The 14,151-nt window shown below is 46.3% G+C and carries 10 protein-coding genes and 2 riboswitches; of the genes, 3 read left to right on the forward strand and 7 right to left on the reverse strand.

Features of this window, described 5'->3' with window-relative positions:
• The 5 genes from XMD564_RS01665 to thiC all read right to left on the reverse strand — a co-directional run bounded on the left by XMD564_RS01665 (window position 1) and on the right by thiC (window position 7,091).
• The gene (locus XMD564_RS01665) at window positions 1–924 is read right to left on the reverse strand and encodes an ABC transporter permease (RefSeq protein ID WP_173507690.1); all 924 of its coding nucleotides are present in this window, start codon (window positions 922–924) and stop codon (window positions 1–3) included.
• Window positions 924–2,003, reverse strand: a complete 1,080-nt coding sequence (locus XMD564_RS01670; RefSeq protein ID WP_173506515.1) for an ABC transporter permease — start codon at window positions 2,001–2,003, stop codon at window positions 924–926. The genes XMD564_RS01665 and XMD564_RS01670 overlap by 1 nt, the downstream gene beginning before the upstream one ends.
• The gene (locus tag XMD564_RS01675; protein ID WP_173507691.1) at window positions 2,000–3,520 is read right to left on the reverse strand and encodes an ABC transporter ATP-binding protein; all 1,521 of its coding nucleotides are present in this window, start codon (window positions 3,518–3,520) and stop codon (window positions 2,000–2,002) included. The genes XMD564_RS01670 and XMD564_RS01675 overlap by 4 nt, the downstream gene beginning before the upstream one ends.
• Window positions 3,521–3,926: 406 nt before the next feature.
• Window positions 3,927–4,553, reverse strand: coding sequence for a hypothetical protein (locus XMD564_RS01680; protein ID WP_173483624.1), 627 nt, complete (start codon window positions 4,551–4,553; stop codon window positions 3,927–3,929).
• Window positions 4,554–5,201: 648 nt separating this feature from the next.
• Window positions 5,202–7,091 (reverse strand): phosphomethylpyrimidine synthase ThiC, encoded by a 1,890-nt coding sequence (thiC, locus tag XMD564_RS01685; protein WP_173505638.1) that lies wholly within the window; start codon window positions 7,089–7,091, stop codon window positions 5,202–5,204.
• 79 nt (window positions 7,092–7,170) lie between these two features.
• Window positions 7,171–7,273: riboswitch (TPP riboswitch) on the reverse strand.
• Window positions 7,274–7,343: 70 nt separating this feature from the next.
• A riboswitch (TPP riboswitch) is annotated at window positions 7,344–7,432 on the forward strand.
• Between the two features lie 44 nt (window positions 7,433–7,476).
• Here thiC and thiM point away from each other — a divergent pair.
• The 3 genes from thiM to thiD are packed head-to-tail and all read left to right on the forward strand — an operon-like array spanning window position 7,477 to window position 9,673.
• Window positions 7,477–8,262, forward strand: a complete 786-nt coding sequence (thiM, locus tag XMD564_RS01690) for a hydroxyethylthiazole kinase (protein ID WP_173484663.1) — start codon at window positions 7,477–7,479, stop codon at window positions 8,260–8,262.
• Window positions 8,259–8,879, forward strand: coding sequence for a thiamine phosphate synthase (gene thiE, locus XMD564_RS01695; protein ID WP_173507692.1), 621 nt, complete (start codon window positions 8,259–8,261; stop codon window positions 8,877–8,879). The genes thiM and thiE overlap by 4 nt, the downstream gene beginning before the upstream one ends.
• Window positions 8,876–9,673, forward strand: a complete 798-nt coding sequence (gene thiD / locus XMD564_RS01700) for a bifunctional hydroxymethylpyrimidine kinase/phosphomethylpyrimidine kinase (RefSeq protein ID WP_173498158.1) — start codon at window positions 8,876–8,878, stop codon at window positions 9,671–9,673. Before thiE ends, thiD begins: the two co-directional genes overlap by 4 nt.
• Before the next feature lie 331 nt (window positions 9,674–10,004).
• Here thiD and XMD564_RS01705 read toward each other — a convergent pair whose 3' ends face one another.
• Together XMD564_RS01705 and XMD564_RS01710 are read right to left on the reverse strand one after the other, a co-directional pair.
• The gene (locus tag XMD564_RS01705; RefSeq protein WP_173480189.1) at window positions 10,005–13,058 is read right to left on the reverse strand and encodes an efflux RND transporter permease subunit; all 3,054 of its coding nucleotides are present in this window, start codon (window positions 13,056–13,058) and stop codon (window positions 10,005–10,007) included.
• Window positions 13,055–14,098 carry an efflux RND transporter periplasmic adaptor subunit gene (locus tag XMD564_RS01710; RefSeq protein WP_173480188.1) on the reverse strand — a complete coding sequence of 348 codons (1,044 nt, stop codon included), beginning with the start codon at window positions 14,096–14,098 and terminating at the stop codon, window positions 13,055–13,057. The genes XMD564_RS01705 and XMD564_RS01710 overlap by 4 nt, the downstream gene beginning before the upstream one ends.
• Window positions 14,099–14,151: the final 53 nt, after the last annotated feature.

Raw genomic sequence — 14,151 nt, forward strand, 5'->3', positions numbered from 1 at the left:
TCAGTTTGAGGCGTGGAACAGGCGGCCAAGGGAGGCGGGTGCCCCGTGATTCCCTTTTGCCGAAATAATGACCAGTACGAGAATTGTTATCAAAAACGGTGACATAGACAAGTACTCAACTGGAATTGCGACACCAGCTGCTTGCAGATTAAGCTGCAGCACGGTGACGCCACCAAATAGATAAGCGCCCAATAGTGCTCGCCAAGGCTTCCAGCTGGCGAATACAACAATTGCCAGTGCGATCCAACCCGCACCCGCTGTCATACCCTCGGTCCACTGTGGGACACGAACCAGACTGATGTATGCACCGCCCAAGCCAGCACAAGCACCACCGAACATGATCGCCATGAAACGGATGCGGATAACCTTATAGCCCAGGGCGTGAGCAGCATCGTGATTTTCACCTACTGCGCGAAGTACCAAACCGATGCGCGTGTACTTAAGAACAAACCAAACGGCTGCCACGATCAGAATAGAGATATAGACCATTGGATCGTGTGAGAACAGCATAGGCCCCAATACAGGGATGTCTGATAGAACGGGAATCTCGAAGGCTTGAAGGGTGGGTGACTTGATCCCTTCATAAGGTTTACCCAACAGCGCAGAGATACCTAAGCCGACTAAGGTTAACCCCAAGCCAGTCGCCACTTGGTTCGATTTAAAGAAGAGCACCAAGGTTGCGAAGATAGTCGATAGCAACGCACCTGCAATAGCCGCCGTTACGAACCCCAGGGCAGGGCTAGTTGTATTGACAGCGGTTATAAAACCTACCACCGCACCGACAATCATCATGCCTTCAACACCTAGGTTAAGCACGCCGGACTTTTCTACGACGGTCTCACCAATGGCAGCCAGCAAGATCGGAGTGGCTGAAACCATTAAAGAGGCGATCAAAAGGACGGGGCTGATTCCTGAAAGATCCATTATTGAGCCGCTCCCAATCGAATTCGGTAGTTGGTAAACATATCCGTCGCCAGCAAGAATAGAAGCAACATACCTTGGAATAGCTGGATGGAGGCGCCGGGAAGTCCCAACATCAACTGTGCTAATTCACCGCCGATGTAAGTCAGTGCCATTAATAGACCAGCTAACAGAATACCCACTGGGTGAAGTCGTCCTAAGAAGGCAACGATGATGGCTGTAAAGCCGTATCCAGAGTTGAAGTCGATGGTGATTTGGCCTGCTGGGCCTGCCACTTCAAACATTCCTGCTAGACCCGCCAAGGCTCCAGAGAAACCAAGACAGAAGACAATTAGACGTGTCGTAGAAACACCGGCAAATTGGGCTGCTTTAGGTGCTTCACCCATTAGACGAACTTCAAACCCACGAATGTGGCGAGTCATCATGACGTAGGTAAAGATCACCGCAATAAATGCACTGATGACGCCCCAGTGCATGCCGGAATTGGCAATCACTTCACCATTGAACGCACTTGGGTACTGTTGCAGGTTGCGTGAACCCGGGAATCCGTATCCGTCAGGGTTCTTTAATAGGCCTTGCGCTACGGAAGCTAGAATCGATTCAGCAACGTAGACCAGCATTAACGAGACGAGAATCTCATTTGTTTTAAACTTGGTTCTAAGAACTGCAGGGATCATAGCCCAGAGCCAGCCGCCGAAAGCGCCAGCAATGATCATTGCTGGGAAAATAAAGGGTGATTCAGCAGGGTAGACGGCCAGTGCAGCAGCGGCACCAAAGATAGCCCCCATAATGTACTGGCCCTCAGCGCCAATATTCCATATGCCCGCTTTAAAACCGACCGACAGTCCAATAGCAATAAGAATGAGTGGGCCTGCTTTAACCAGTAGTTGTGGTCGTGAGTAGGAGGCGAAGTTCTCATCAAACAGTGGATCCCAAAAGATGATGCGGATAGCTTCAAACGGATCTTTACCCAGGGCTGCAAACATAATGCCGCCGGCAATCATGGTAAGGATGACAGCGATAATCGGAGTCAGGATAGTGGTTGTTCGTGACGGAGCTAACCGCTTTTCAAAACGAATCACTGTGCACTCTCCTCAACAGAGGCAGTTGATCCGCCCATCATCAAACCTATTTGATCCATACCTAATCCTGCAGTGGGAACGATTTCAGAGAGTGAGCCCTCATTAAGCGCACAGAAGTGATCACTGATCTCTAGCAGTTCATCCAAATCTTGGCTGATCACTATGACACCGGCACCATTATCGGCGAGGTCCAATAGTTTTTGCCGAATAGAAGCCGCTGCAGCCGCATCGACTCCCCAGGTGGGTTGGTTAATAACGAGCACTTCAGGCTTTTGCAAAACCTCACGGCCCACGACAAATTTTTGTAAGTTACCGCCTGATAAAGAGCCTGCTGGAGTGTGAGTGCCTGGGGTACGCACGTCAAAGTCTTCAATAACCTCTTCGGCATACTCTGTGGCACTGGACCAGTTCACAAAACCACTTTTTAGCAGTCCCATACGGCGAGCTGCGGTAATCACAGTATTCTCTTTAAGTGACATGGCAGGAGCTGCTGCGTGACCTAATCGTTCTTCTGGTGCACTCAGAAGACCTAGCTGACGACGTTTGATAGGGCCTAGCTCACCGATGGGCTCGCCATTAAATTGAATGGCGTTGGCGTTCGTTTTAAGTTCGCCAGAAAGTGCTGAAAGTAGTTCGTCCTGACCATTACCTGCAACCCCACCAATACCCAGTATCTCACCGGCTTTAAGGTCAATGCTGATCGATTTAAGTGAAGTGCCAAATTGATCTTGTGAAGTTGAAGAGAGCGCTTTTACAGAGAGTATAGTTTCACCAATATTTCGGCTGGATTTAACCGGATTTGCAAAGCTGGCACCCACCATCATCTCCGCCATCTCGCGAGCCGTGGTTTTTGACGGCACACAGGTTGCGACCTTCTCACCATGGCGAAGTACGGTCGCTTCATCACACAGAGCACGAATCTCTTCAAGCTTGTGTGAAATGTAAAGAATGGAGGTGCCTTCCTCTTTAAGCTGGCGCAAAGTTTTGAATAGGATCTCGACCTCTTGGGGAGTCAGAACCGACGTGGGTTCATCCATAATCAAAAGCTCAGGGTTTTGTAACAAGCAGCGAATAATCTCAACGCGTTGACGTTCACCCGCCGACAGGGTCCCTACAATACGGTTTGGCTCAAGCGGTAATCCATAGGCATGTGAGACGAGTTCAATACTCTTGGATAGCTCACGTGGCTTGGGTGCGTCATCCATGCCCAGTGCAATGTTTTCAGCAACGGTTAACGCATCGAAAAGAGAGAAGTGCTGAAACACCATCGCAACACCGGATGAGCGAGCCGCGTTGGGCGACACTGGCGAGTAGTCGGAGTTGTTGAGTGTCATTTGGCCAGAGTCAGGTTTAACCAGGCCGTAGATCATCTTAACCAGTGTGCTTTTACCGGCACCGTTCTCACCTAAAAGGGCATGAACTTCGCCCTTTTTGATTTCGAAAGAGACATTGTTATTGGCGACAACACCCGGGTATGCCTTCGTCAGGCCATTAATCTTTAAGAGCGCATCTGCCATTAAATCGCTTTCTCTTGGTGGCTGAAAGAACAGTCGCTGTCTGACTGTCTGGTTAACAATTGAGTAAGAATACCTAGGGAAGGATCATATGTCATCACTCTGTCACTGAGTGATTCTATATTTAGGGGTTAGATAAAGTATTTGGTAACTGGGAAGGTTTTCTTAGTAATTTTAGGCATAAAAAAACACGACTCAAGGTCGTGTTTTCTCTAGATGCTCTCTTAGTACTCATTGAATGGTACCGATGGTCGGACTTAGAGACTGCCCAAGTACACCACCTTTCCTTGCAAAACATATACTTACATACCTTAGGTTCACCCTCAAGAGACCTTTTTGTGTCTACGGTTTTGTCTACGGATAAGTCCCTTTACCCGTAGGACGCTCTAACTCTCTTTCTGAGCTAAATTCACCGAAAATCTTTAAGACACTCATCAATTGAATCGGATAATGAGTAACCCCCCTTCACCCTGGGCTTTATAGATTTGTACCAATCATCAACAGGGCTGCTTTTCTGACTTAAAGGCATGCCACGATACATTAGCAATGGATTTACTTGCACTAGGCTCAATTGCTTAGGAAGCCGTGTTTTAACGTTGCGCAAGAAATTGAATCTGGTCAACTCAAGCTTAGCTTTTCTATAGGCGTCTCCAACGTATGCCGTCAGGTCACTAATGTTTACCAAACAGTAATTTCTTCCTAATACATTATCTTGTAGATAAGTAAGGTATTTGCGCGCAGCTTTGCTAAGGTTCTCAGTCAAAGCATAGGACATGCGATCGACAGTTAACTCCATATGTTGATAGGTTTTAAAATAGAGCCTGACATGGTCTTCCTGAGAAAGAGACCATATTGGATGGGACTGTCTAAAGTTGACTACTTCGTCCTTTAAATTGCATGGTCTAACATCTAGAACCAAACCAGTATTAATTGAGTAGGTTACTAGTTGTTCATTTGCTTCATTATCTAGACAAACTTGTGATGCGATATCTGGCTCTCCTTCCTGCTTGAGACATTCAACGATCTTACGCTGCATAGAATGGTTATATCTTCCCCAAGATCGTTCTTCATATGGAAATGTTGGTTCTGCAACTTCAAAAACGGAAGCATCTAGTCTACAAGTCAATTTTTTATCCCCTTTAGTATCTAATTGAAAGAAACTAGAAAGTCAGGTTTCATGCGGGTTGCAATGATTTAAGTGTTCCATATAGAGAACACTTACGAGCTAACTTTCTATCGTTAGGGGAACTTAAGAATCTGAATTTCAATCTACTTGCTCATTAGTGCTTACGATTTTGATAGGGTGAAGGGGGGTTGCTCATTATCCGATTCAATTGATGAGTGTCTTAAAGATTTTCGGTGAATTTAGCTCAGAAAGAGAGTTAGAGCGTCCTACGGGTAAAGGGACTTATCCGTAGACAAAACCGTAGACACAAAAAGGTCTCTTGAGGGTGAACCCAAGGTGTGTAAGTATATGTTTTGCAAGGAAAGGTGGTGTTCTTGGGGTATCTATAGGTCCGACCATCGGTACCAATTACTTGGTATAGATTACAGAGAGACACTTTAGAAACCTTGAGATCCCTTAAGGTATCCCATTGTTTTCCTTGCGAATCCTCATGATCCGCGTCCCAGGAGTAGACAATGGGTCCCCGAAGTTAGCTAGTGTTACTTGCCCAATATTTTCCTAGTTACTAGCGTGATACAAAGATGAACCAAGCTCTTCAAATTTACCTGACATCTCTTTCATACCATGTGCTTTGATATCAGCATATTCTTTTACTTCCTGGCTGATCTTCATTGAACAGAATTTAGGACCACACATTGAGCAAAAATGGGCTACCTTTGCTGCGGGTGCAGGCATCGTTTCATCATGAAACTCTTTAGCCCTGTATGGATCAAGCGAGAGATTAAATTGATCTTCCCAGCGAAACTCAAATCGAGCTTTTGACAGGGCGTTATCTCTAACCTGTGCGCCAGGGAAGCCTTTAGCGAGATCAGCGGCGTGAGCTGCAATTTTATATGTTATCAGCCCGTCCTTCACATCCTCCTTGTTAGGTAGACCTAGGTGTTCTTTCGGGGTCACGTAACAGAGCATGGCGCATCCATACCAACCAATTTGAGCTGCACCAATCCCTGAAGTGAAGTGGTCGTAACCAGGTGCTATATCCTGAGTCAGAGGTCCTAGGGTATAAAACGGTGCTTCATGGCAATGCTCTAACTCTTCAGTCATATTTTCCTGAATTCGCTGCATCGGAACATGACCAGGACCTTCGATCATGACCTGAACATCATATTCCCAAGCAATTTTCGTCAACTCACCGAGTGTTCGAAGCTCACTAAATTGAGCCTCATCGTTTGAGTCCATGATTGAGCCTGGACGCAGTCCGTCACCGAGGGATAGTGCTACGTCGTAGGCGGCACAGATCTCACATATCTCCCGAAAGTGAGTGTAAAGGAAGTTTTCTTGGTGATGAAATAGACACCATTTAGCCATAATGGAACCACCGCGAGAGACAATCCCTGTTAAACGATTGGCAGTCATAGGTACGTATTCAAGAAGCACCCCTGCGTGGATCGTAAAGTAATCTACGCCCTGTTCTGCTTGTTCAATAAGCGTATCTTTTATGACTTCCCAACTAAGGTTCTCTGCAATCCCGTCAACTTTTTCTAGTGCCTGATAAATGGGTACTGTTCCGATGGGTATGGGTGAATTACGAATAATCCATTCACGCGTCTGATGGATGTCATCGCCAGTTGATAGATCCATCAATGTATCCGCACCCCATCGAGTTGACCATACAAGCTTTTCTACCTCCTCTTCTATTGAAGAAGTAACTGCTGAATTACCAATGTTAGAGTTCACTTTTACTAGGAAATTGCGCCCAATAATCATAGGTTCAGACTCAGGATGGTTGATGTTAGAGGGTATAATAGCCCTACCTTCTGCAACTTCTGTACGCACAAACTCTGCTGTTATTTTTTCAGGAATATTGGCTCCGAAGCTCTCACCTGGATGTTGTTTACGTAGCAGCTCGCTTTTTATCGCTTCCAGGTTTTGATTTTCACGGATAGCAATAAACTCCATTTCTGGGGTGATGATCCCTTGTCGCGCATAGTGCATTTGAGTAACACATTTGCTCTTCAAGGCTTTGCGAATACGAACTCGTTTTTGAAAACGCTTTGCTTCTCCTCGAATATCTATCTGTTGTAAGCGAGCATATTCAGAACTTAAAACATCTAAGACCTCTGTGTCTCCACGCTCAGTGATCCATCCCTCACGAAGAGGCTCAAGCCCTTCTGTAACGTCTATGTGCTTATTGGGGTCCGAGTATGCACCCGCTGTTTCGTACACATAGATAGGTTCGTTCTGCTCCCAATTTGAGGCATCTTTCTCACCAGCTATCGGTGTTGGATTACATCTAATTTTTCGCATGGGAACTTGTATGTCCGCACGAGATCCTTGGACATAGATTCTCTCCGAACCCGGCAAAGGGTTTGATGATAGTGAGTAGATAAAGTCTCTCGCAGACTCTTGAGCTGTTTGTGAGCTGGTAGATTTTGTATTTTCTGACATAAGCACTCCTGAACTAACTGGATTGCTTGTCGAGTGGTATCGAATAGATACGTGGCGACCCAAGATAAGGGTGACTGCAGAATCAAGAAATCTTGTTCCCTACGCGGGTTCTAACCCGTTCAGGTTCTGCGGATCCCGCACAATGTGCGATCTCAGCCAATAAGGCACTCCGACAAGTTTTTTTAAAATAAACACAAAAATGAAACAAATCAACAGAGATCTATTTACAAATGCGAGCGTAGAAAATACATTGAAAAAAGACAGGGGCGCCAAAAGGCTGAGAAGCACCCTTAGTACCTGAACCAGATAATGCTGGCGTAGGGAGTCGAGAATCCACTAGTCATAAAGCTAGGATTCCCCGTCTCTCTGTGGCCTTGGAGAGACCATGGAAAATATCGGACACTACCTTGATCAGATGCGTTCTGCATCACCACTAGTTCACAACATCACTAATTTTGTATCCATGAACAGTATGGCAAATGTTTTGCTGTCTGCCGGTGCATCACCAGCTATGGTGCATAGCCTAGAAGAAGTTGAAGACTTTGCAGCAATTTCAAATGCACTGACTGTGAATATTGGAACCTTAGAGCCTGCTTGGTTGGAAGCTATGTGTAAAGCAGCCAAGCAGATGAATTCTCAGAGTAAGCCCTGGGTATTTGACCCTGTAGGCGTTGGTGCAACCAATTATCGACAACAAGCCTCTAAACAATTACTGGCTTTAAAACCAACCGTAATACGTGGTAATGCGTCTGAAATCATGGCTCTCGCAGGTCTTGAAAGTTCGGGCCAAGGCGTTGATGGGCGAGATTCAGTAGATTCAGCTGTTGATGCAGCAGGAACCTTAGCTAAGCAGTTCGGATCTGTTGTCGCAGTTACCGGGGCGATTGATATCGTCACTGATGGTGAACGAATTGTAGAGATTCCTCATGGCAGCTACTTCATGAGTAAAGTAACGACTATGGGCTGCTCCTTGAATGGGGTTATTGCTGCATTCTGTATTGGCCAACCGTCATTTGAAGCTACAGTTTCAGCTTTAACGTACTACGGCATAGCGGGTGAAATAGCCGAGAATAAATGTAATGGTCCTGGTTCATTCTGGGTAGAGTTCGTAGATACACTTGCATCTCTGTCTGGGGATGCAGTGACTAGTCGTTCCCAGGTTACATTGTGAACCGACTTGGCCCTATTTATGTCATCACCGATACTGAATCACCCTGGTCTATTAGAGATCAGGTTAACTTTGCGGCTGAAGGCGGTGCGCATTTAATTCAGTATCGTGACAAACATATCAGTGATGCTGGCTATTTCAGTAAAGCAGTTCTGCTTATGAAAGACCTCAAGGGATATGATTGCGAACTAATTCTGAATGACCGAGTAAACGTGGCTAAAGAGTTGCCTCAGTGCGGACTTCATGTAGGTCAGAGTGATGGTGAATTAGCTGCTATCAAAGCATCACTTGCCCCAACTCAAATTTTAGGTCTGTCCATTGAGCATAGTTCTCAAATCAATGAAGCGAATCAGCAGATTGCTGATTACTTCGGTATAGGCCCTATCAGAGCAACTCAAACCAAGTCAGATCATGCTCCACCTATTGGGTTTGATGGTTTGAAAGATGCTGTCAAGCAGTCATCTATTGCAACATATGCGATAGGAGGAATGTCATCATCTGATATCCCTATTCTTAAATCCATTGGAGTTTTAGGTATAGCAGTTGTATCAACAGTTACACGTTCGGATGATCCAAAACAATCGGTAGAAAACCTTAGAAAAGAGTGGAACAAAACATGATCAAGAACATTCTTACTATTGCTGGCTCAGATTCATCAGGAGGGGCGGGCATTCAAGCAGATATTAAAACTATTTCTGCATTAGGTGGTTACGCAATGTCTGTTGTCACAGCAGTGACTGCACAGAATACCTCTGGGGTTAAGGCTGTAAAGTTGATAGAAGCTAGTTTAATCAAAGCTCAGCTAGATGTTATTTTTGATGATATTCGTGTGGATGCCATCAAAATTGGAATGCTAGGATCAAGCGAAATAATTACAACTGTCGCAGAGTGTTTGAAAACTAAAAATATTCCTATCGTTTTAGATCCTGTGATGGTCGCCAAAAGTGGTGATCCTTTGTTGGATTCAAATGCCGTAAATGCACTAAAAGATACGCTTCTACCACTAGCCACTTTAATAACGCCAAATCTTCCGGAGGCTGCTGTGCTTCTGGGTCAAAAAGAAGCTATTAGTAGAGCTGAAATGGAAGATCAAGCAAAAGACCTTTTGAATCAGGGAGTAGAATCAATTTTACTTAAGGGAGGACATCTAAAGGGTAAAGACAGTCCAGATCTTTTAGCATCCGACGGCAGTCTTATATGGTTTGAGGAAAAGCGTTTTGAAACGAAAAACACTCATGGAACAGGATGCACTCTTAGTTCAGCACTAGCCACCTTTATTGGTAAGAATTACTCGATCCAAGAAGCCATTTTAGAGTCTAAAGGTTATATTACCAACGCCATTAAAGCAGCAGATAGGCTTTGCGTAGGCAATGGTCATGGCCCCACTAATCACTTTTGGAGTCTTGCCGAATGACAATCGGAACCTAACCTGACTATCTCAACATAATAGATGTCTGTTTCCGACCCTTCTCTGCCATTTCCGGGATTACCATAAATGGCTAGTTTTGGCCCTTTCCGGACCTTCAATTTATTCAATCAAAGAGGCTTTGAATGACAAAATTTTGAGAAAGGTGGACTCCCACATTTTATGGCTGATACGTTATACATCTAGTTTGGTAAGTTACGAATTCCACTTTTGATTAGGCGATAGCTGTTCCTCATTTCTAATTCTTCATGAATCAACTAGGGGTAGTAGCCTGAAGTTCAATTCTGTTGACTCGTTGAATCTCTGTTTTAATCGCAGTTTAAAGCGCATCATCATATTTTGGTGCTTCAACTTTAAACCACAATGCATACATAGCTGGGACAAACAGCAGTGTTATAAATGTCCCCATCATAACCCCGCCAATTAATACATAGGCCAGAGGTCCCCAGAATAGGTCGAATGTAAGCGGGATAAAAGCGAAGATGGCCGCGAGTGCTGTCAGAATTAGGGGGCGAGCTCGTGAGACGGTTGCCTCGATGATCGCCTTGCCTGCTGCCAACCCTTCTTCTAAATTATCCTGTACCTGCTGAGTCAGGATCATGGTGTTACGCATCAAAATACCGCCTAGTCCGATCAAGCCTAACAGGGCGGTAAAGCCAAAGGGTTGGTCAAATATAAAGAGTGCAACAGCAGCACCAATTAACCCGAGCGGTGCAGTAAAAAACACCATGAAGGTTCCAGAGAACGATCGCATTTGTAGCATAATAAATATCAGCATTAATGCGAGCATCAGCGGTTGCAGCTTCTGGATAGACTGATCGGCTTTGCCGGATTGCTCTACTGATCCCCCAATATCAATTCGATAGCCGGCCGGCAAATCATCTCTAATCTGCTGCATCGTATCCCAAATTGCTTTAGTGACATCAGGCGGCTGCGCCCCCTCGACATCGGCATGCACGGCTAGAAAGGGTTCGCGATTGTAGCGTTTGATAACAGGTTCTTCGTATTGAATGGTGAGTTTGCCCAACTGCCTAACCGGAATTTTCTTTCCATCCTGAGTCTTGATTTCTAACTGTTCGGGTAAGAGTATAGTGTCGCGTGAACTACGCGCGACCACTTGAACACTTCTTATATCCTGTCGTACCTCGGCAACTTCGACTCCGTTTAGTTGAAACTGAAGTTGCTGTGACACGTCGTTAGGTGTGAGTCCCATTAATAGAAGTCGCTCTAGATCCATATCAAGATGGAAGCTTGGAGCACGCTCATCCCACTCTAGGTGCGGAATTACAGTGTGTGGGTTAGATGCGATTTTATCTCTGACTTTATAGGCAATATCGCGCAATATCTGTTGATCAGGACCTACGACACGGAAGCTGACAGGCCAGACAACCGGTGGCCCGAACAGCAGGCTTGTTACACGGATTCGAGCTTCTGGAAACTCGCCGTTGGCAATTCTCTGCTTAAGTGCGGCCATGATTCTATCGCGTCCTGCTGCATCATCACCTATTGCGATAATCTTAGCGAAGGATGGATCAGGTTGCTCAGGGTTTGCTGAAATGAAGAATCGTGGAGCTCCCGCCCCGATGTAAGAGGAGAGGCTCTTAACCTCCGGTAGCTCAGATAACGCACTCTCTAATTTTTGTACTGTAGCATCCGTTGTTTTAATTGAACTGCCTTGAGGTAGATAGACTGAAACCAATACCTCGGGTCGGTCAGAACTTGGGAAGAACTGTTTATCAACAAGTATCGCCATCACAGCTGCGCTCATAACAAGCGCTGCAACGGTAACTAGAATAACTGTCTTACGAAAGCGTACACAGTAAGTGATGATTGCCCGTAGTTTAGTGTAAATCGGGGTTTGATAGAGGCTCGCTGCATCGTGTTTCTGATAGTTAGGGAGTAACTTCACCCCGAGGTAGGGCATAAAGGTGACGGCGACGACCCAAGATATCAGCAGTGAAAATGCCAGTACCCAGAAAATGTTGCCGGCGTATTCTCCGACTCCCGATTGAGCAAAACCGATAGGGACAAAGCCAGCAGTCGTAACTAGGGTCCCAAAGAGCATAGGGGCTGCGGTAACATTCCATGCATGGCTTGCAGCACGAATTCGATCCCAGCCCTCTTCCATTTTTACGATCATCATCTCTATGGAGATAATTGCATCGTCGACTAGCAGTCCCAAGGCGATAATCAACGCACCAAGTGTGACCCTGTCGAGGTTGATATCAACCATTTTCATGATGAGGAACGTCAGACCGATAGTGATCGGTATTGCGATGCCGACAACAAGACCTGCTCGGAAGCCAATAGCGATGACAGTGACCGCCATCACCACAAGTACAGCCACTAGAAATTTTACCTGGAAAAGGTCAACAGCCTGGCTTATGGCATCCGTTTGGTTGGTGAGCACCTGTAGCGAAACACCTAAAGGAAGGTTGGAGCGCTCTTTATCGAGAAAGTTTGCGAGGCTTTCACCAAAGGCCAAGCCATTTTCACCTTTGTTCATGACCACGCCTAACAGAATCGCATCTTCGCTATTGGCCCGCACTAGATAGGTTGGCGGATCTTCATATCCACGACTCACCTCTGCGATGTCGGAGAGGCGTATCAATGCATTACCAACTCTGAGCGGTAGGTCTGCTAGCTTGTCTGGGTCGCTTAAATCAGAGTGTGTACGAAGATAGGCACGCGGCCCGTTTAGGTCCAAAGAACCCTCAGGAATGAGTGTGTTACTTGCATCGATCGCTGCAAAAATCTGTTCGGGCGTTACTCCTAGGTTATTTAAACGGTCCATATCGAAATCGATAAACACACGTTCAGGTCGATCACCAAGTATCATCGCCTTTTGAACGGCTGGGAGCTGTTGTAACCGATCCCTGATTGTCTCAGCTTCCCGACTAAGATCCCTCATAGGCATGCCGGGAGCTGTTAGAGCTATAAGGGAGAAGTACACATCGGAGAAATCATCGTTTACTATCGGCCCTATGACACCTGAGGGTAGGTTGTGCGCCTCATCCTGCATTCTTTTTCGTACTTGATAGAAAAGATCAGGCACAACTTCACTAGGTGAGAAATCCTCAAACTCTATCTGTAAGTCTGCTCGACCAGGTCTAACCGTGGTCTCGATCTTACTTAAGTATTCGACCTCTTGGATTCGCTTCTCCAAGCGGTCGACGACTTGATTTTGTAAAACCTCAGGTTCAGCTCCTGGCCATACAACGGAGACAACCATAACCCGCACTGTGAAAGCCGGATCTTCTGCGCGCCCCAAAGAGAAGAATGCAAAAACACCAGCCAGGACAGAAAGTATTATAAAAAACAGAGTAATTGAGCGTTCACGTACAGCAAGCGCTGAGAGGTTGGGGAAACTCATCGCGCCTGCTCCCTAACCGCCATTCCAGGTTCCAATAGATGGGTGCCAACGGCAATGACGCGACTTTCGCTGTTTAGTGGCGCGCGAATAGTCGCATACTCTAATTTCAATTCCAGTACTTCAACTGAGACTGGTTGAGCTGTATTGCCTACAACCTGCCAAATCTGAGGGCCCTGGTTGCGTTCATCAAGCGCGCCCAGGGGAACCTCGAAGGTGACATCTGATGTGTTACGGTTAAGCGCAACCTGCACAACAGTCCCTATGTTCAACGCCTCTGTCACGGCTTCTATTCTGTACCTAGCTTTCCAGCTTCTACTCTCTGGGTCTGCTGCACCAGCTACCTCACGTAGACGAAGCGGCAAATCTTGCTCTTGTAGCTTTAATACACCTGATTCTGGAGCTTGGTTGCCGTCGGATAGGAACACTTCGACCTCTAGATCACCATCTTCTACGAGGAGTGCCACAGGTTGCCCCACTCCAACAACCATTCCCGGTTCACCTGTAACCTCGGCTAATACACCGGATTTATCTGCACGTAGCTCAGCATAACTAAGCCCGTTTTGGGCTTGAGATAATACAGCTTTGGCGGAATCACGACGGCTTTCCGCGTTCTGTAGTGCGAGCTCAAATGCTTCTAGAGTTTGTCGGCTAACAAAGTTGCGTTCAATTAACTGGCGTTGACGGTCGAGCTCATTTTGAGCGATCGCGAGGGCGACCTGTGCAGTTTGAAGTTCCGCTTTGGCAACTTGCATAGTAGCCTCTAAGTCACGTTTATCGAGTTCAAAAAGCAGAGCGCCACTCGCTACCTTCTGACCAGCATCCACCTCTCGCTTGAGAATGCGCCCAGAAACCTGAAAAGAGACAGGAGTCTCATAATGCCCTCTAATGGTTCCCGATGCTCTGATTTCGTCGTGGTCGTCCGTCTTAACCGCCACCGTGCGTACCCAAGGTGCATCGGTCGTTGGCGTTTCAGTTGGAGTGGTGTCGCCACAGCCGACGAGAAGAAGGGCTAGTATAAGCGGCGGCAGAACCTTGCGCATATTTGCTATTCTCATTTGATTAATATTTACTGTACGGTATCGTACATTAAGTT

Source organism: Marinobacterium sp. xm-d-564 (genome assembly GCF_013283345.1).
Lineage (GTDB): Bacteria > Pseudomonadota > Gammaproteobacteria > Pseudomonadales > Balneatricaceae > Marinobacterium_E.